This window comes from Nocardia vaccinii NBRC 15922 (assembly GCF_001613305.1).
GTDB classification, from domain to species: Bacteria; Actinomycetota; Actinomycetes; order Mycobacteriales; family Mycobacteriaceae; genus Nocardia; species Nocardia vaccinii.
This window is the reverse complement of record NZ_BDCC01000010.1, coordinates 105993-124567: the sequence shown is the minus strand read 5'-3', so window position 1 is coordinate 124567 and position 18575 is coordinate 105993. Positions and strand designations below refer to the sequence as shown.

Below are 18575 nucleotides of genomic sequence, written 5' to 3'. Positions count from 1 at the left end.
TCGCGCCCACCGAAACGGCGGTCCCCCAGGGAGATTCGTCGTCGGTGGTGTTCGTCGGGTCATATCCAGCGGGTCAGTTCCGGACGGGCGAGTTCGCACCAGAGGACCGTGCGGCCGTGGTGTTCGTGACGACCGCAGTGGTGGGCTATGTGCTCCACCTGGGCGGAGATGAGGTTGTCGGCTGCGGAGATGAGGTGGGCGTTCTCGGGGGAGTCGTGCACTTCGATGACGAGGCGGCCCGCGGAGAGGGCTCGCAGGCGCAGGGTGAGGCGGGTTATCCGGCTCGAGTCGTCGTCGGCTACGGCGGCCACGAAGGCTTTGACCAGTTCGTAGGTGACCAGGACGCTGTCGAAGAGGACGTCGTGCCACCACCAGGCGGTCAGTTTCCTGCGGACGAACCATCCGGCGACGGTCACCGCATTCCATTGGGCCGCAAGGTCTATGCGCTCGCTGCCCGCGCCCGGGAACGTGCCCGGCGGCGGCATGCCCTGACCGGCACCGGCGCGGGATGCCATGTGGGCGGCGACCATTCCCAATTTTCCTGCGAGGATGTTGATTTCGCGGTTGTCCAGGAGTTCGGCCACGGCGTCCAGGGTGGCGTGGTCGCACCAGGCGACTCGCCGAATCTCATCTCGAACGAGGTGAATCCTGTTGTCTCCGTTCATATATCCGCCTGCCGGACGGATGGGGTGAATGGGTGCAGTTGAGGACCGGTGAGGTCGGGCACCCTCCGACGACCGGCGTGGATCTCCGACACCAGATCCTCATAGGCGACGGCGAGTTCGGACATGCGCCGCCAGAGGTAATGCCGATGCAGTTCCAGAATCCCTCGCTCCGAACCGGCTTGTGCCGCGATCGAATATTCCGCGATTCGGTCTATCACCATACCGACGGTCTCGGTATGCAGGAACGGTGCATTCGGTGTCTGCATGCCGCTTGCCGACAGCCAGCGATCGACTTCCCGCACTGCATTCCGGCGAGCTTTATCAATTGCTGGAATATCCGGATTGGAATGGTCCAAACGATCCTGATGCAGACGCGCCAATTCTCGACATGCGAGTAGTACCGGATGACTCGGTATCGCGGTGCCGGTGCACGCCTGGACAAGCAGAACTTTCGAGGGGAGTGCGATCATGCCGTCCCCTCCAACGGCACGATCCGCGCGGCAGGCACATGCTGTGGCCGGCGACATAACGCCAGGTAAGGCATCATCGCAGGAAAATCGATGTTCGCACACCGCCCAGCCGTCGAATGTCCAACAAGGACAGCATCTTTCGCTCGAACTGATGATCGATTCACTCTTGTCGAGACCTCTGATCGCGTGGTAATCATGGAGTTCCCCGGAATTGAGTCGGAAATTGTTGGTCGAACGCCCGGAAACCTGGCCGGTGGGCGGAGCGTTCGAGACCACCCATCGGGTGCGCGATCCATGTCACACCTGATTCTCTGAACGCACAAGCATTTTCGGAAAATTTGGCGACTTCGTAAAAACGAAGTCTGAGCCCAATGGCGGACATGTCCGCCGGTCATGATTGGAGACAGTCGATGCCAGCGCAACCGAATACAGTGTCAGTTCCACGCCGACAGGTCGCGCAGATCCTGACTAGACTCCACCGGGAGTCGGGACTCTACATCAAGGATGTGGCTGAGCAGATCAACCTCCACCACACGACGGTGTCGAAGATGCTCAAGGGGGAGCCGTGCAAGCTCAAGCCGATTTACATCGACAAGATGTGCGACGTCTACCGGGCGTCGGCGCAGACCCGCGCAGACCTCAAAAGCCTTGCGATCGAGGCTGAGACAGCCAGGGACTGGTGGTACAGCTTCAATGATGTTGTCTCACCCGACAAGCTGGACGTCTACATCAACCTCGAAAGTGCGGCAACGACTCTCACGATGTATCAGAGTGCTCGGATACCAGGACTACTGCAGACCGAGGAGTACGCACGGGCCTTGTTGCGAACCAGTCCGGACCTGACCCCAGAGGAGATCGAGCGGCATGTCCAGGTTCGTATGCGTAGGCAAGCCATCCTGGCTGAGTCCAACACAACGCTCAACACGATTCTGGACGAGAGCGTGGTCCGCCGCCCGCTCGGAGACCCAAGCCTCACTCAGCGCCATGTGCGTCGTATTGTCGAATTGTCGGTGCTGCCCAACATCACCATTCGGCTCGTGCCGTTCGACGCTGGGATCTACCGAGGGACGGAGGTCGGCCCCTTCGTCATCCTCGAATTCGAGGATCCCGTGAAGCAAATCCCGGAGGCTCCCGTGGTCTACGTTGAGACTGGAGCCGGGAGCGGAAATCTGTTTCTCCAGAAGCGGGACCAAGTAGAGCGGTATCGTCGATCTTGGGCTGAGATAGACCGGGTCGCACTGAGCGCCAACAAGACCCGCGACCAGCTTGCCGAGATCGCAAAGGGGTTTCCGCGATGAACAAGTCGCCAGTCGAGTGGTTCAAGAGCCACTACAGCCAGCAAGGCGGTGAGTGTGTGGAAGTCGCATTCCTGTCTCTGGACACCGTCTCTGTCCGTGACTCGAAGAATCCCAACGGCCCTGCTCTGTCCTTCACATCGTCCGAGTGGGATGCCTTCACTGCCACACTTCGGTCAGGCTCGCTCGCCGATCCCGCCTGAGCTCATTCGCGCGAATCCTGCTGTGTAAGTGAGAGGTTCGTACCGCAACCAATTTCTGTAGTGCGGTGTTCAGGTCGGTGACTTCCCGGGCGATGGTGTCTACGGCCCGGGCCGCCAGTTGTGGGCCGATCCGGCCGAGGGGATCGGCGGTCGAGGCCGGTCGGCGACACTAGGCCGCCTCCTGAACGAGGTCGCTGCTCTCGAGCCTTCGTCGCGTCGCGGTTCATCGCGGTCGAAAGTGGTGGGGCTTCCGTTGATGCCGAGGCGATGTGGTGAGTGTCGGGTCCGCACGGGCTTTTCGCATCATCGAGAGCGACCGAACGGTCAGCACAACCGGCGCTACTCGAGTGTGCGCCGGCAGCTGTTCGCGATCGCGGCAATCGGTCTGTCGTGCCCGCGAGGAGGTCCTCGTTCTGTCAGTGATGTGTCACCAGGTCGCGGTGCGCCTTCGGCGTCGGGCGGGATGGCGACGGTCACTGCCGATCCTTCCGGGGCTTGCGGGGATGGAGGGATTCGCCGCGAGCGAGCATGTCGACGTACTCTGCCAGCTTGCGAGCCCGGGTCGCCGGGCGCTTGACGGTGTTGAGCCGGTAGGCGATGGCGTAGCGATTGGCTGCGTCCAACTGGTCGAACGTCGCGGCCGCGGCGGAATTGGCTGCCAGCGCCCGCGCTAGATCGGGCGGGGTCTGCATGTCGGCCTGCCCGCGGTAGGCCGCCTGCCACCGTCCTCGAGCCTTGGCCGCGTCGACGGCCGCGATTCCGGCCGACTGCATCCGGCCGGCTTCGGTAAGGCGGGCGACGTGCTCGACGTTCCTGGCGGACCAGGGGCTGCCTGGTCGGCGCGGTGTGAAGCGCTGGCGATAGCTGTCGTCGTCACGTCGTGCGATCTGCCCATCGATCCAGCCGAAGCAGAGCGCCTCGTCGAGGGCTTGCGCGTAGGTCAGGGCCGTCGTCCGACCGCCCTTCTTGTGCAGCACCAGCCAGACCCCGGGGTGGTCGGCATGGTGGCTGTCGAGCCAGGCGTGCCATGCCTCGGCGTCCTGGACGAGCAGCTCCGCGAGCTCCGTCACGACGGGCGCTACGGTGCGGCCGCGGGACGGGGACTCAGGCAGAACGGTTGGCCGTCGGGATCGAGCAGCACCCGCCAGCGCCCGGCTCCGGGTTGGAAGTCGGGTTGGCTGGCTCCGATCGCGCACAGGCTCTCGGTCGCCTCGTCGAGGTCCTCCACCTGCAGGTCGAGGTGGAAGCGTTTGGCGCAAGCCTCATCGGGCCACTGCGCGGGCCGGAACCCCTCGACCTTGCCGAAGCCGATCTTGATGCCGTTGCCCTCGACCATCCCGTAGTTGTCGTCGCTGTAGGTGACCTCCCAGTCGAGCGCGGCCGCGTAGAACCGCGCCAGCCTCGCTGGGTCCGCGCTGTCGATGTTCAGCATCGACAGCGCCGCCGTCGACTCACCATGCTCGGCCGTAGAATATGTGTGACTCATACATATAAGCTAGAACGGTGACGCGAAAACAGTCAAGCCGCCAGCACGCAGCCAACGCCCTGGGCGCGTTGAGCCTCGTAGTCGCCGACCGGATGAATGCAGCGGTCGAAGCGATCGCGGCGCTCGGCCCGTCGGCTCCCGCCGCACTGGCCGCCTTGCACGAGTTCCTCGACGGCGGATCGGTCACCCAGTTGAGTTCCGTTCTGGGCCTGACTCATTCGGGCACCGTCCGCCTCGTCGATCGCCTCGGGGCCGAGGGACTCGTCGAGCGGGTCGGAGCGCAGGACGGACGGGCCGTATCCGTCGTCTTGACCCCAACCGGCCGTCGCATGGCGGTGCGGATACTTCGAGCGCGCGAGACGTCACTGACGAGTGCGTTATCGGCGTTGTCCGCGGACCAGGTCGACAACCTCGCGGCAACGCTGGACGCGATGCTGACCACGGTCACCCTCGCCAGAACCGAGGAACGCGCGGTCGGCACTCGCGACCGTCCACACCCTTGGCTGTGTCGCCTCTGCGACTTCGCGGCGTGCGGCCGGAGCGAAGGCAACTGCCCGGTCAACAACGCGGTGACGACCGGCAACCAGAGCTAGGCGACGAGGCGACTCGGCCCGGAGCCGGCATAGGACCGGCTCGTCGACACCGAGCGAGCTGCCCTGCAATTCACCGAGTTTCCGCCCAGCCGGCTCCGCAGAGCCGGACTCGTCGACTCCGAACGCATCGGGATGGGCGTCGTTCATCGCGCGGGCGCGCCGCGCTGTCCGTACTGTGCGTCGTGCTCGACCCGAATTGTTGTCGCTGATCAGGAGAACGAGGATGGCCACCATCGCCGAGACCGCGATCATCGCCGCCACACCGGAGCAGGTGTGGGATGCCCTGCGGGATGTGGGCAATGTGCACGGTCGGCTGTTGCCCGGATACGTCATCGATACTCGTGTCGAGGGTGACATGCGGTATCTGACCATGCCGACCGGTGCCGTGATTCGGGAGTATCTGGTGACCATCGACGACGAGGCTCGTCGTCTGGCGTATTCGGCCGTCGAAGGATTTCGGTTGCCGATCGAGCATCATCACGCGTCGTTCCAGGTCTTCCCGGATGGTGACCGGGCGCGGCTGGTGTGGATCACCGATGTGTTGCCGCATGCGGCGGCAGGGGAAGTGCGGTTGCGAGTAACGCGTGGGTTGCAGGTTATCCGGGAGACCATCGAGCGCAATGGCGGGACCGGGACGTAGCGTCGCGGTCGAGGTTCGGTAATCCCTTGTGCTGCAACGAGTTCTGAATAGATATATCGATGTGCTGATCGGTCGCGACGCGCTTCGCCCGGTCGCGACGCGGAGTCGGGCGAGTGACCGTCCAACTACGCGGATCGGAGGTTGCGCCGTGGGGTTGGTGTGGGATCATGAATTGGCGGCGGCCATCGGTCCGATGAACCGGCTGTCGCGGTCCACAGTTTCATGAACACCCGAGTGCAGTTCGTCTTTGCATGCTCAATGTCTGCAATTCACGACCACAACTTCGGGAGGCTTGTCATGAACGATGCGATCGACCAGTTCGCTGACCTGTCCGAGGTCAGGATGTGCTACCGCGACGAAGGTGATCCGGCCGGGCCGCCGATGCTGATGATCATGGGGCTCAACTCGCAGCTGATCCACTGGCCGCAGCCGATGATCGACGACCTCGTCGCGCGCGGCTACCGGGTGATCCGTCCCGATAACCGCGACAGCGGCCTGACCTCGTGGAACACCGCCCCTCGGCAGTACTACCTGCGAGCGATCGCGCGGGACTGTGTCGAGTTGCTCGATCACCTCGGCATCGACCAGGCGCATATCGTCGGTGCATCGATGGGCGGGATGGTCGCTCAACTGGTCGCGATCGAGTACGAGCCGCGAGTGTTGTCGCTGTGCTCGATCATGAGCACCCCGCATGCCAGTATCGGCATGGCCCACAGCGACGTGCTCCAGGAGTTGCTGAAACCGCTCCCGGCGGATCATGACGCCGCTATCGAGCAAATCGCCGCGCTGTACGCGCTCATCGGCTCGAAGACCTACGCCGAGACCGAGCGTGCACGCCGGTACGACATGGCGACTCGCGCCTACGAGCGCGCGCGCCACCCCGAGGGCGCGGCCCGTCAGGTGACCGCGGCCGTCATCGCCCCCGACCGCACGAACGGACTCCGACAACTGGAGGTGCCCGCGCTGGTCATCCACGGTGCGGAGGATTCGCTGATCAGGATCGCCGGCGGCGAGGCGACGCATGCGGCGATCCCCGGATCGGGCTATATGCCGCTCGATGCGATGGGGCATGACCTGCCCGCGCCGCTGCTCGGCGTGGTCGTCGAGGCGATCGCCGAAAACGCCGCTCGGCGGCCCGCGGTCGTATAAAGCCCGCATTCGCTGTCGTCGCCGGGTGGCCGCAGCCAGCGGTCATCCGGCGACACGGTCCGCCATTGTTCCGGTTTCGCAGCGAAATACCCTTATAGAACATGGATTTCAGCGACGCCGGCAATCACCGTGGTGTCGCGCCAGTTGGCGAATTCTCGAGATCGTCTGTCGCGGTGGCGGTTCGGTGCCTGTTCGATGGGGCGGAATCCTTCGTCGTCCGGGAATGGCAGCCGTAAGCCTGGTGACGGTGGGTCCCGTCGTGATACCGTCCGCGCATGAGCGGAGATGGGGGAGATCCGGGATTATCGATCGTCCCGGAGGACGTCACGGCGCTCGGCAAATACGCCTACGACCTGGCCGAGACATTGCGTTCGGCGCTGACCGATGCGGGGCACGAGGTCGATGCGCTGACCGGGAAGAACTGGTCCGGGGCGGCGGCGACCAGCTTCGCCGAGGGGTGGGCCGAGACATCGGACGGCGGAAGCAAGATCATCGAGGCGTTGACGACGATGGCGTCCGCGCTCGGGATAACCGCGAAAACTTATGTCGCGCAGGATAATCAGTTCGCCGGTGAAGTCTCCAGCCTGGATCTGCCGTGAACGGGGAATACAGCGTCGATCTGAACCGACTCGACGATATCGTCATTCGGCTGTCGAGGTCTGGCCCAGTTCCTCGAGGAGCATCTCGACACCCTGGATCAGAAGTCGGCGGCAGTGCACGCCGGGTCCTGGTCCGGCGCCGCCGCTTCGGCGCACGAGACCGCGCATCGTGAATGGGCCGCCGCGGCAAAGGAATTCGTCGCGGGCATCACCGAGATGAGTACCGCCGCCCGGTACGCGCACACCCGGTACACCGCCGCCAAGACGGCGAACACTCGCATGTTCGGCCGCCGGTAGATGGTCAGCGTCAACCCGCAGATCTACTACGACGCAGCCAAGAAACTGACCGATATCGGCACCGAAATCGACGCCGCGACCAGCACATTGGTCAAGTCGCTGTGGGAAACCGGATCGATGTCCGGAAGTAGTGCCGCCGCACGGAGTTGGGCCGAGAGTTACGACGCTCGCGCCTCGTCGGCCATCGGCAATGCCCGCCGTCTCGCGCAGAGCTTGCCGTTCTTCGCGAGTCTGGTCGCGCTGGCTGGTTACAACCATGCGATCGCCGACTACAACGCCGATATCAATCCCCATAAGGGCGCTGCGCCAACCAAACCCGTCGCCGTCGCCGCGCCTTTGCCGCTGTCCTGGGCAAGCGCGCCGTCGGCCGGTGGACCCGGCAACGGTCTGGTGTCGCTGGCAGCGTTGACAGAACGAATCCACGTTCACATTCCCGACGGTGATACCGATAAACTCGGCACCGCGGCCAAGGCGTGGAACGCGTTCATCACCAACCCCGCGATCGATAACGCGGGCAGCAAGGTGAGCGACGTCGCCAATGCGTTGCGCCAGAACCAGGCCCACGAAACAGCCGATCTGGACGACCTGGTCATGCTGCTGTCCGGCTCGGCGAACAAGGTCTACGCAGGCGCGAAAAACCTTGCCACCGACTGCGATAAGCACAAACAAGCCCTCGACCAACTCCGTAAGAACATCAAACAGGCCATCGAGGACCTGGAAGCCGCGACCGCCCTGACCCTGATCGCCACCATCTTCGCCGATGTCATCACGGCGGGCGTAGGCGTCATCGTCGACGCCGCCACCCTGGCCGCCTACGGCGTCTACTTCGACGAAGCCGCCACCGCCATCACCGGCTTCGTAGAAGCCGTCGACCTCGACCGACTTCTCACCGTCTTCTCCAAAGAAGAAGACGCCGCCGCGAGCATCGGCCGCGACCTGGACGAAATCGACAGCCTCACCCCGCAGGACATCGAAGAAGGCCTCACAAACTCCAAGCCCGCGCCCGATTCTGCGGCATCAGGGGGAACCAAGCCGACAGCTCAACAGGCGCAGCAGGCCATTCAACAGGCTGATCGAACCGGGTCGGGTATGAAGATCGACGCGTGGCATCGCTCCGCATCGTTTCCAGTCGACGAAATCGGCGCCAATGGTTCCGTCTTCGAGATCACCGGCGGCGACGGAGTCACACGTACACTCGTACAGATGCCCGGTGAGGTCAATGGGGTGCCTGGCAGATTCGAATGGATAATCGACGGAAATAATGTCACTCACCAGATGTTCGTCCGCAACGGAACTATCAATGGAGTACCGATCAAGCCATGACCGACAAGTTGTTGCAGTTCACGATGCCGGCTTCGTTCATCGAGCAGAATGCGCGGTTGACGCCGCGTGAGCTGCATCGTGGGTACGCGGATGGCTGGATAGATGCGGCAGCGGTCGTCGAGCTCTGCCTCCGAAATATTGTTCCGGACAGCGACCCCGCAGATGTGGTCGAGTCCCTATCACTCCTGCTCTCGGATGAGCTGGACAAAGTTCCCGAGTTGATCGATCGGCTCCTTACGGATGATCGGGGAGTGTGGGTCTTCCTGGCGCTTGCGTATGTGCGTGCATATCCATTCGAATTCGACAGCATTCTTCGGGCGGTCGAGATCCTGTATGCAGACTTCGGTTACCCATCAGAAATGGAACCGTTCGTGCCATTCATGCCGCCGCCCGCAGGAGCGGTTCCGGGTGTTGCGGGTATCGAACAGCGGTGGGATGAATACTTGCAGCACGGGCGGGACCGGTACCTGGTTCAACGTAGTCGACTCTGATTCGAGCCGAGGCGCGATTGGCAATATCTTGGATATTGACAAAACCATTACTTTCCGGAGGTCGCCCCTCCACCTGGGGAATATGTAGCCGAAGATGGTGTCCGACCTCGACGGTGATGGATTGCAGCGCTTTTTCGACGAATGGCGGCAAGCGATCGTCCATGAGCGTCCTGGCATCGTGGACGGTCGGTTGCGAGGAACCGCTGGGGCTGGGGGTGCGGTTGCGTGGCAGAGGTGCAGCCCGTGTCGGACATGCCCGCACGGTTCATGATCAACTGCCGAGCGAATTCCGGGCGTCCGGAAAATCGGTGGCGCTGACCACCCTCGATTGTGCGATCCTGAGGTAGGCCGGTTCGGCGGAAATTTTCGAAGGGACCACGGCCCATGGGTCTGGACCACCGTGACAACGAAGAGCTGGAACTCGAGCTGGTGCGTGAAGTGGTACTGGCCCGCCGACGGCTGGACGGCAAGGTGATGGCCGCGTTGGCGCTCGGCGCGGAACTTCTCGATCACGAATCGGATGATGTCGCCGCGGCGCGGGCTGCGCAGATTCTCGAGGAGTATGCGGTGGATGAGGACGAAGTCGCACGCGATCCGCGGTGCGCGCTGCGGGCCGATATGGCCCGGGACCGGGCGCGGGCGGGGCGGATCGGGCTGTTGGCCATGCCCGGGGGTGAGGAATCCGAGGAGGATCGGCGGCGGCGTCAGCGCACACTGCTGCTGTGCGAGGTGCGGTCGGATCTGCTCGCGGTGGTGCGGCGGTGTCGCAGATTCAGCTACGACCGGGTGGCCTTCTCCGACGGGATCGCCGAAGGGTTGTGTGCCGCGACGGACAAGATGGTGAACGGCGCGGATATGGACACCTATCGCGCCTGGCAGCGGGGGATGGTGCTGAAACTGATCGAGGAGCCCGTCGCGAGCGGCCCGCCGCGGGTGCTGGCGACGGTCGACGCCGGGCCGGGTCGCGGACCGCTGACCGTCGAATGGGACAGTTGCGAACGGCGGCTGGCGTTGGTCGCGCGGATGGCGCGGGCGGGGGTGTCGCCGGTGGCGATCTGTGATCGGCTGCTCGCGGATCTGTCGGTGTCCTCGCCGCTGCGTTATTCCGTGCGATGAGCTGCCGGGGGTGTGGCAAAGCCGATAGCGGATAGACCAAGCAAATGCTTGGTTGTACTATGGGCGGGTGCCCACACCCGACGCATCCAAATCCGCACGTCGCGCCGAACTGCTCGCCATAGCGGCAGGTCTGTTCGCCGAGCGTGGGCTGCGCGCGACCACGGTCCGCGATATCGCCGACGCCGCCGGAATCCTGTCCGGCAGTCTCTACCACCACTTCGATTCCAAGGAATCCATGGTGGACGAGATCCTGCGTGGCTTCCTCGACGACCTGTTCGGGCGGTACCGGGAGATCGATGCGGCCGGTCTGCCCGCGCGTGACACGCTCGAGGCGTTGGTCACCGCATCCTTCGAATCGTTCGATCGATCGCACGCTGCGGTAGCGATCTATCAGGCCGAAGCCAAAAGGCTCAGCGGCACAGCGCGTTTCGAATACATCGACGAGTACAACCGGGAGTTCCGGGAGCTGTGGCGGCGGGTGCTCGACAAGGGTGTGGGTGACGGCAGCTTCCGGCCGGAGCTCGATACCGAACTGGCCCTTCGCTTTCTGCGCGACACCGTCTGGGTGTCCGTGCGCTGGTACCAGCCCGGCGGCCGCATCACCGTGGACAACCTGGCCAAGCAATATCTGACCATCGTGCTGGACGGACTCACCAATCCCGAGCCCGGCGCGAAATCCACAGTCCAGCAAGGTAAGTAGGAGTCATCCATGTCAGCACCTGCCCGTCGTCAGTATTCGCCCGTGCGGGAGGCGTATGTCGTCGATGCCGTGCGCACGCCGGTCGGCAAGCGCGGCGGCGCGCTGTCGGGCGTGCATCCGGCCGATCTCGGCGCTGCGGCGTTGCAGGGTCTGTTGGGGCGCAACACGATTGATCCCGCCGCAGTGGATGACGTGATCGTCGGCTGTGTGGACAATATCGGCCCGCAGGCCGGCAATATCGGCCGCACCATGTGGCTGACCGCCGGATATCCCGAGCAGGTGCCGGGCGTCACGGTGGACCGGCAGTGCGGATCCAGCCAGCAGGCAATCAATTTCGGCGCGCAGGCCATCATGAGCGGCACCGCGGAGGTCATCGTCGCGGCCGGCGTGCAGAACATGAGCGCGATCCCGATCTCGTCGGCCATGCTGGCCGGTAAGAAGTACGGATTCGACTCGCCCTTCGTCGGCGCACAGGGCTGGGATCACCGCTACGGCACCGGCGAGGTGTCGCAGTTCAACGGCGCGCAACTGATCGCCGAGAAGTGGGATATCAGCCGCGAGGATATGGAGCGCTGGGCGCTGCGCAGCCACGAGCGCGCCCGCAAAGCCATCGCGGAGGGCACCTTCGATCGCGAGATCGTGCCGGTCGGCGATTTCTGGATCGACGAGGGCCCGCGCGAGACGACGCTGGAGAAGATGGCCGGGCTGAAGCCGCTCAGCGAGAGCAGCCGCCTGACCGCCGCGGTGGCGAGTCAGATCTCCGATGGCGCGAGCGCGACCCTGCTCGCCTCGGATTGGGCCGTCGCCGAATACGGGCTGAAGCCGCGGGCGCGCATCCACCACGTCAGCGCGCGCGGCGCGGACCCGATCTACATGCTCACCGCGCCGATTCCGGCAACCAAGTGGGCGTTGGAGAAGACCGGGCTGAGCATCGAGGACATCGACGTCATCGAGATCAACGAAGCCTTCGCCTCGGTCGTGCTGGCCTGGTTGAAGGAGACCGGCGCCGACCCGGACAAGGTCAACGTCAACGGCGGCGCGATCGCCCTCGGACATCCCCTCGGCGCGACCGGCGCGAAACTGTTCGCGACGCTGCTGAACGAACTGGAGCGGGTCAACGGGCGGTACGGGCTGCTGACCATCTGCGAGGGCGGCGGTACGGCGAACGTCACCATCATCGAGCGGCTGAGCTGAGTTCCGCCGTGGCCGGGGGAGTGCCGCGACGAGCGACTCCGGCAGGCCGAATGGCGGTCGTGGTGGGTGTGAAGTGGCACAGCTGACCGGGCCGACGGGCGCGGTGCGCGTGCGATCGGATCAATTCCGCGCGCGACCGCGGCATCGGTCGGGCTGACCGAAATCGCGCTCTGGCCTGTCGGTTCCGCCCCGATGGGGTGGAACCGGCGAACGCCGCGGTGCGGCAGGGTGACCGGTGCCGCAGTGGATGGTGGGCGTCGGGGTGTGGCCGAATCAGGGTCGCAGTGTGAACCGGTGCCGGTCGAAGTCCCAGAAGTGGTAGAGGGGCCATTGGAGGGTGTGGGTGAACCAGGCTGCCGAGATGAGAGCTCGGTGGACCGGTTGCACCGGTAAGCCGTGGCGGCGGAGGGTGCGCAGGCCGAGCAGGTGGAAATGCCAGCGGTTGACCGGGGAGTCGCGGCGGCGTCTCGCGGAGGTCCGAGCGCGCAGGTGGACGAGCTGATCGATGCGAATTCCGCTCTTGCACAGGCACAATGCCAGGTCCAGGTCCTCGATGACATCGTCTCGCGACTGGGTGTCGTCGCGCACCATCAGCCATGCCTCGCGGCGGATCGCCATATTGGGGCCGTACATGTTGCCGACTCGACCGCCCAGCTTGCCGGTGCGGACGAGTAGCGATTGACCGAACTTCAGGAAGAAACCGATCGGGGAGTCGCGGTAAGTGCACAGGCCGGTCAACGCGCCCGTCTCCGGATGCTCGATGAAGTAGTCTCGAATCGTCGCCGCCCAGTCCCGTGCGACGAGCGTGTCCGCATCGGTGCGGGCGATGAATTCACCGCGCGCCGCATCGAATCCGGCATTGCGAGCAGGAGCGATACCGCGAATCGGTTCGTGGACGAGTTCGACCCGCGGATGATCGGCACGGAAATCGCGGACGATTTCCACGGTGCCGTCGTCACTGCCGTTGTCCACCACGATCACCTCGTCGATCGCCTCCTGAACGACCAGGTGCTCCAGTGTGCGCCGGATGTTCCGGGCTTCGTTGAGAACGGGAACGACGACCGACAGGACCATCGGCGAGTTCTCCACCATCGAATTCCTCCGTCCGAGAAGCCGTGCTCGGTGGAAAGCACCTGGAAGGCGTTGTCCACCAACATTGCTGCTGTCTGTCGTACCGACCGGCAACCGTCGAGTGGGAATGCGGATTCGATCGATCCACAGCTGTGCGACCTATCCCTCGGGGACGTCGCCGAATATGGCGTTCGGCCATCCTCCCAGGACTGGCCGGCACGTGCGGTGATCGGCCACAACCCGGGGTCGCGAGATCGGGCTCGGTGGTTCATATCTGTCGGGACGGCGCTGTCGAAATCGGGGTCGGACTCAATGGGAACATAATTCGCGTCGGTGTGCCGGGTAAGGCGCTGACCGCGTAGGTGAGGGTGGATGTGTATTCGGGCGTGGGATCGTAGCGCGGTGGGACGATGGGCCCGGTCGATAGAATCGACCGGGTGAAGGTGTTCGGGGCTTGTGCGCTGGATTGTCCCGACGGGTGCTCCTGGGAAGTGACCGTCGAGGACGGCGTCGCGGTGGGAATGCGGGGGACCAAGGCGCATCCGGTCACCAGGGGGGCGCTGTGTGTGAAGGTGAATCGGTATCTCGAGCAGTTGAACGCGCCGGATCGGATTCGGTATCCGATGCGGCGAGTCGGGCGTAAGGGGGAGGGGCGATTCGAGCGGATCAGCTGGGACGAGGCGCTGGACGAGATCGCCGGGCGGCTGCACGGAATCATCGATGAGTACGGTGGCGAGGCGATCTGGCCGTTCCTGGGTTCCGGGAATCTCGGATATATCCAGGGGACCGAGGGACTTTCGGTACGGCGGCTGTTCAATGTGCTGGGGGCGTCGCTGCACGATCCGACGATCTGCTCGGCGGCGGGTTCGGCGGGACTGAAGTACACTCTCGGCACGGCAGGGGGCATGAATCCGGAGGATTTCGCGTATTCCGAACTGGTACTTCTCTGGGGGACCAACCCGCTGACCTCGGGGCATCACATCTGGAAATTCATCCAGGACAGCGGGGCGCACACGGTGGCGATCGATCCGGTGCGCACCCGGACCGCCGAGCAGTGTGACGAATATCTTGCGCCACTGCCCGGCACCGATGCGGCGCTGGCGCTCGGATTGATGAACGTCATCGTGTCGATGGGCGCGCACGATGCGGGCTATATCGCCGAGAATACCGTTGGCTGGGATGAATTCCACGGCCGGATAATGGAATTCACGCCGGATCGGGTCGCCGGGATCACCGGGCTGCCGGTCGAGCGGATCGTCGAACTGGGGGAGCGGATCGCCCGCACCCGGCCGACCGCGATCCGCGCCTCACAGGGGATCCAGCGGCATGCCGGGGGCGGGATGGCGCTGCGAACCATGGCCTGCCTGCCCGCAGTGACCGGTGATTGGGCGATTCGCGGTGGGGGACTGCACTATTCGACCAGCGGTCACTTCCAGCTCGACGTGCCGGGGTTGGCGCGGTTCGATCTGCTGCCGCATCCGGTGCGCACGCTATCGCAGACGCGGGTCGGCGCGGGGCTGCTGGAGGCGTCCGATCCACCGGTCAAGGCGCTGTTCGTGATCGCGGCCAATCCGGTGGGTTCCAATCCCGAACAGCGCGCGGTGATCGACGGCCTCTCCCGGGAGGATCTGTTCACCGTTGTGCTGGAACACTTTCCGACCGATACCGTCGACTACGCCGATATCGTGCTGCCCGCCACCATGCAGCCCGAACATACGGATTTCATCGCGGCTTACGGCAATCTGTACCTGGTGTGGAACGAGAAGGCGGTCGAGCCGCCCGACGAATGCCTGTCCACGACGGAGACGTTCCGCAGACTCGCGCGTCGCATGGGCCTGAGTGAGCCCGCGTTGTACGATTCGGACGAGGAACTGCTCCGAATCGTGTTGAAGGGCTACGATATCGACCGTCTGCGCTCGGAGGGGTTCCTCGAGGTCGAGCCCCGGCCGGTTCCCGTCGAGAAGATCAACTTCACCTCTTCCCTCGCCGAGCGAGCCGGGCACGACCGGCTGCCCGGTTACACGCCGCCCGCTGATCCGGGAACCGGCCTGGTACTGATATCCGCTGCGCCACATTACTTTCTGAACACCACGTTCGGCTCGAACCCGGAATTGCGCCGCCGTGCGGGCGAATCCCGCGTCACCGTCAACCCCGACGACGCTGCCGCCCGCGACATCGCCGACGGCACACCCGTTCTGGTCGCCAACGCCCGCGGATCGTTCGAAGCCGTCGCCGAGATCTCCGACCGGGTCCGCCCCGGCGTCGCGGCCACCACCAAGGGCCGCTGGGCCAAGTTCACCAACGGCTCCACCGTCAATGCGACCATCGCCGAACGTGATTCGGATTTCGCCGGCGGAGCGGTGTTCCACGACAACCGGGTGGAGATCACCCCGCGCCGAGCAGGCGGACCGGTCGGCCGAGGCGAAGCGCAGGCCGCCCCGTGAGAGGTGGCCGGGGCAGCCTGCGGTGATCGGTGAACAGTCCGATCACGTTGTGGGGGTGGCGCTTCCCGCGTTGCGCAGTTCGGCGAGGGCGTCGATGCGGGCGACGGCCTCGTCGATGATGCGGTCGATCAGATCGGCCACCGTGGGCAGATCCTCGATGATGCCGGTGACCTGGCCCGCGGCCAGCACACCGGCCTGCGTATTGCCCTCGACCAGACCGGCCTTGAGCAGCATGGGGGTGTTGGCGGCCATGATGACCTGGGACCAGGTGAGGTCCTTCTGCTTGCGCATGGTGAGGCCGTCGCGGATGATCGCCGACCACTTCATGCCGGTCATGGATTTGAACTTCGCGGCGTTCGCGACCGCGGCGGTCAGGCCGCGCCAGCTGCCGGAATGTTCCAGGCGGTCGACGAGTTCGGTGTTGAGCACGCGGTGCGGCATGCCGTCGACCTTGCGGGAGACGACCGTGTCCTGCAGGCCGCGGCGCAGGTACTCCTGTTTCACCGAATCGGGCACGCTGCTGTCCTGGGTGAGCAGGAAACGGGTACCCATCGCGACGCCCGCCGCACCGTAGGACAGGGCCGCGGCCAGTCCGCGACCGTCGAAGAAGCCGCCGCCCGCGATCACGGGAATGTCGACGGCGTCCAGGACCGAGGGGAGTAGCAGGGTCGTCGCGACCGGACCGGTGTGGCCGCCGCCCTCACCGCCCTGCACGATCACCGCATCGGCCCCCCAGGAAGCGACCTTCACCGCGTGTTTGGCCGCGCCGATCGACGGGACGACCACCACGCCGTTGTCCTTCAGGCGCGCGATGAGCTCCTTCTTGGGCGCGAGCGCGAACGAGGCCACCTTGATGCCCTCGCGGATCATCAGCTCGATCCGATCCGCCGCATCGGTGGCGTCGGCGCGAATGTTGACGCCGAAAGGCTTGTCCGTCTTGGCTTTCGTCTTGGCGATCGCCTCCTCGAGTTCGGCGAGCGTCATCGTCGCCGACGCCAGGATGCCCAGTCCGCCCGCATTGGCGGTGCCCGCGACCAGGCTCGGACCGGCGACCCAGCCCATGCCGGTCTGCACGATCGGATGCTCTATGCCGACCAGTTCGGTCAGCGGGGTCCGCAACCGCTGCCCGCTCATGCTGTGCCGATCGGGCATGAGCGGGGGGCCTGCGTGGTGACGCTCCGCTGCCGCCTCCGGCCCTGACCCGCTCATGCCTGGACTTCCTTCTCGCGAATGCCCTTGGGATCCAGAACGTTTCGGATGATGTTCAGTTCCTCGTCGGTGGGCAGCCGGGTTTCGCCCGCCTCCGCCAGGCCCGCGATCTCGAACGAGGTGTTCTCCGCGACCTCCTCGGCGCTCACGCCCGGATGCAGCGACAGCGCGCGCAGCGTGTGGTCCGGTCCGCCGAAGTCGAACACGCCCAGATTCGACACCACCCGGTGCAGGTGGTGGAACCGGTATGCCGGATTATCGGAATCGACCTTGTCGTAACCGATTCCGGAGACGATGTCCACGCTGTCACAGAACACCCGCTTACTGTGCCGGGGCACGAAGTAGCTGGTGGGGTGGTTGATGGTGTTGCCCGGAGCGCCGCGAACCCCGAACATCTGCCGGGTCGGCTGTTGCAGCGGGCCGAACGCGGACAAGTTCTGATTGCCGTGGCGGTCGATCTGATTCGCGCCCATCACCACGTGCCGACGTCCGGAATTCACCACGTCGAACACCTTCGAGAACGGAATCCAGCCCTCGACGGGAGCTTTGCCGCCGATCGGCGGGACCTCGGCGAAGAACAGCGCCTCACCGTCGGACAGCAGCAGATCCGGCTCGAAGGTCAAGCGCGCCAGCCGAGCGCCGATGGTGGTGATGGTGGACATCGGCGATGCCATGATTTCGCCTGCGCCCCGGAAGATCTCGGCCGAGGCGATGACGCAGACCTCGGCCCGGGTGATCGTGTTCGTCTCTGTCATTACTTCTGCTCCTCGGCGAAAGCCTTGACGGCGGCCTGGTATTCGTCCTCGGACACGTCCAGATAGCGGGCCTTGAACTCGGCCCACGACTCGGGAGTCTTGGCGGCCTCGACGTAGTGACGCTGGAACTTCTCGTCGCGGCGGTAGCTGCCGGAGAAGGTGAAGTGCGCGCCGCCGGGCGCCTCGACCACGCCGTCGACCATCATCCGGTTGAGGATGAGTGCCTGCTGCGGAACGGTTTTCACCAGTTCCTCGGTCTCCACCAGCCGATCCACCGACAGATAGCGCTGCTGCGCCGCGAGGGCGTACAGATCGTCCATGTACGGGTCCACGCCGGTGTAGGCGGCGTTGCCGTGCTTGTCGCCCAGATCCAGGTGGAAGAAGGCCGCGTCCAGATTCAGCGCGGGCATGGCGACGAGGGTCTCGGCCTTGCCGTCGGTGGGATACGGCGAGGTGACCGTCTTCAGCTCACCTTCCCAGAAATCGATGACCGCGGAACCCAATCCGGCGCGCACCGGCAGGAACGGCAGCCGCGCCGCCGCGGCCTGCAGGCCGGATTTGACCATGCCCTCGTCCATTTCGCGCACGGTGATCGCGCCCTCGGTGCGGGCCTTGGCGAACCATGGATCGTAGAACGGCGCGGAATCCAGGGATACGAAGCCGTAGTACGCCTTTCGCACCTTGCCCGCCGAGCACAGCAGGCCCAGATCCGGGCCGCCGTAGGTGACGACGGTGAGATCGGTGACGTCCGAGCGCAACAGGGCTCGAACGAAGGCCATCGGCTTGCGCCGCGAACCCCAGCCACCGATGCCGATGGTCATACCGCTGCGCAGCTCGCCGACGACCTCGTCGAGCGTCATTCGCTTGTCGCGCAT

21 protein-coding genes are annotated in these 18575 nt (G+C 64.8%); 13 read left to right on the top strand and 8 right to left on the bottom strand.

What is annotated here, in order from left to right; all coding sequences use genetic code 11:
• Positions 1-59: 59 nt before the first annotated feature.
• On the bottom strand, positions 60-665 hold the full coding sequence (locus tag NV1_RS07785) for a hypothetical protein (RefSeq protein ID WP_067887111.1): 606 nt from the start codon (positions 663-665) through the stop codon (positions 60-62).
• The gene (locus NV1_RS44490; RefSeq protein WP_169813301.1) at positions 662-1135 is read right to left on the bottom strand and encodes a DUF4254 domain-containing protein; all 474 of its coding nucleotides are present in this window, start codon (positions 1133-1135) and stop codon (positions 662-664) included. Before NV1_RS44490 ends, NV1_RS07785 begins: the two co-directional genes overlap by 4 nt.
• A 506-nt stretch (positions 1136-1641) precedes the next feature.
• On the opposite strand from NV1_RS44490, the gene NV1_RS07775 reads away from it, so the two are divergent.
• The gene (locus NV1_RS07775; protein WP_157116674.1) at positions 1642-2433 is read left to right on the top strand and encodes a DUF5753 domain-containing protein; all 792 of its coding nucleotides are present in this window, start codon (positions 1642-1644) and stop codon (positions 2431-2433) included.
• The gene (locus NV1_RS07770; protein WP_067887105.1) at positions 2430-2633 is read left to right on the top strand and encodes a DUF397 domain-containing protein; all 204 of its coding nucleotides are present in this window, start codon (positions 2430-2432) and stop codon (positions 2631-2633) included. The genes NV1_RS07775 and NV1_RS07770 overlap by 4 nt, the downstream gene beginning before the upstream one ends.
• Before the next feature lie 473 nt (positions 2634-3106).
• Here the strand turns inward: NV1_RS07770 and NV1_RS07765 are convergent, their stop codons facing one another.
• Positions 3107-3703 carry a YdeI/OmpD-associated family protein gene (locus NV1_RS07765; protein ID WP_067887102.1) on the bottom strand — a complete coding sequence of 199 codons (597 nt, stop codon included), beginning with the start codon at positions 3701-3703 and terminating at the stop codon, positions 3107-3109.
• Positions 3704-3711: 8 nt separating this feature from the next.
• The gene (locus NV1_RS07760) at positions 3712-4119 is read right to left on the bottom strand and encodes a VOC family protein (protein ID WP_067887100.1); all 408 of its coding nucleotides are present in this window, start codon (positions 4117-4119) and stop codon (positions 3712-3714) included.
• Positions 4120-4136: 17 nt separating this feature from the next.
• Between NV1_RS07760 and NV1_RS07755 the strand changes: the two genes are divergently transcribed.
• The 10 genes from NV1_RS07755 to NV1_RS07705 all read left to right on the top strand — a co-directional run bounded on the left by NV1_RS07755 (position 4137) and on the right by NV1_RS07705 (position 12221).
• Positions 4137-4712 (top strand): MarR family winged helix-turn-helix transcriptional regulator, encoded by a 576-nt coding sequence (locus NV1_RS07755; RefSeq protein ID WP_157116672.1) that lies wholly within the window; start codon positions 4137-4139, stop codon positions 4710-4712.
• A gap of 223 nt (positions 4713-4935) precedes the next feature.
• Positions 4936-5352 carry an SRPBCC family protein gene (locus NV1_RS07750; RefSeq protein WP_067887096.1) on the top strand — a complete coding sequence of 139 codons (417 nt, stop codon included), beginning with the start codon at positions 4936-4938 and terminating at the stop codon, positions 5350-5352.
• Between the two features lie 297 nt (positions 5353-5649).
• Complete coding sequence (locus NV1_RS07745) at positions 5650-6501, top strand: alpha/beta fold hydrolase (protein WP_067887093.1); 852 nt, start codon at positions 5650-5652, stop codon at positions 6499-6501.
• 275 nt (positions 6502-6776) lie between these two features.
• Positions 6777-7100 carry a WXG100 family type VII secretion target gene (locus NV1_RS07740; protein ID WP_067887090.1) on the top strand — a complete coding sequence of 108 codons (324 nt, stop codon included), beginning with the start codon at positions 6777-6779 and terminating at the stop codon, positions 7098-7100.
• 114 nt (positions 7101-7214) lie between these two features.
• Complete coding sequence (locus NV1_RS45550; protein ID WP_245713606.1) at positions 7215-7397, top strand: WXG100 family type VII secretion target; 183 nt, start codon at positions 7215-7217, stop codon at positions 7395-7397.
• On the top strand, positions 7398-8720 hold the full coding sequence (locus NV1_RS07730) for a hypothetical protein (protein WP_067887087.1): 1323 nt from the start codon (positions 7398-7400) through the stop codon (positions 8718-8720).
• Positions 8717-9211 (top strand): DUF2247 family protein, encoded by a 495-nt coding sequence (locus NV1_RS07725; protein ID WP_067887084.1) that lies wholly within the window; start codon positions 8717-8719, stop codon positions 9209-9211. Before NV1_RS07730 ends, NV1_RS07725 begins: the two co-directional genes overlap by 4 nt.
• Before the next feature lie 384 nt (positions 9212-9595).
• On the top strand, positions 9596-10327 hold the full coding sequence (locus NV1_RS07715; RefSeq protein ID WP_067887078.1) for a hypothetical protein: 732 nt from the start codon (positions 9596-9598) through the stop codon (positions 10325-10327).
• 67 nt (positions 10328-10394) lie between these two features.
• Complete coding sequence (locus tag NV1_RS07710; RefSeq protein ID WP_067887264.1) at positions 10395-11027, top strand: TetR/AcrR family transcriptional regulator; 633 nt, start codon at positions 10395-10397, stop codon at positions 11025-11027.
• A 42-nt stretch (positions 11028-11069) separates the two neighbouring features.
• Positions 11070-12221 (top strand): acetyl-CoA C-acetyltransferase, encoded by a 1152-nt coding sequence (locus tag NV1_RS07705; RefSeq protein ID WP_067887076.1) that lies wholly within the window; start codon positions 11070-11072, stop codon positions 12219-12221.
• A 273-nt stretch (positions 12222-12494) separates the two neighbouring features.
• Here NV1_RS07705 and NV1_RS07700 read toward each other — a convergent pair whose 3' ends face one another.
• A complete protein-coding gene (locus tag NV1_RS07700; protein WP_067887074.1) occupies positions 12495-13313 on the bottom strand; it encodes a glycosyltransferase family 2 protein in 819 nt (272 codons plus the stop codon).
• Between the two features lie 416 nt (positions 13314-13729).
• Between NV1_RS07700 and NV1_RS07695 the strand changes: the two genes are divergently transcribed.
• Positions 13730-15736: a molybdopterin-containing oxidoreductase family protein gene (locus NV1_RS07695; protein ID WP_245713605.1), complete on the top strand. Its 2007-nt coding sequence runs from the start codon at positions 13730-13732 to the stop codon at positions 15734-15736.
• 42 nt (positions 15737-15778) lie between these two features.
• On the opposite strand, the gene NV1_RS07690 is transcribed toward NV1_RS07695, so the two are convergent.
• The 3 genes from NV1_RS07690 to NV1_RS07680 form a co-directional block, all read right to left on the bottom strand.
• Complete coding sequence (locus NV1_RS07690; protein ID WP_067887261.1) at positions 15779-16870, bottom strand: NAD(P)H-dependent flavin oxidoreductase; 1092 nt, start codon at positions 16868-16870, stop codon at positions 15779-15781.
• Positions 16871-16941: 71 nt separating this feature from the next.
• Positions 16942-17700 carry a CoA-transferase subunit beta gene (locus NV1_RS07685; protein ID WP_067887068.1) on the bottom strand — a complete coding sequence of 253 codons (759 nt, stop codon included), beginning with the start codon at positions 17698-17700 and terminating at the stop codon, positions 16942-16944.
• Positions 17700-18575: a CoA transferase subunit A gene (locus NV1_RS07680; protein WP_067887065.1), complete on the bottom strand. Its 876-nt coding sequence runs from the start codon at positions 18573-18575 to the stop codon at positions 17700-17702. Before NV1_RS07680 ends, NV1_RS07685 begins: the two co-directional genes overlap by 1 nt.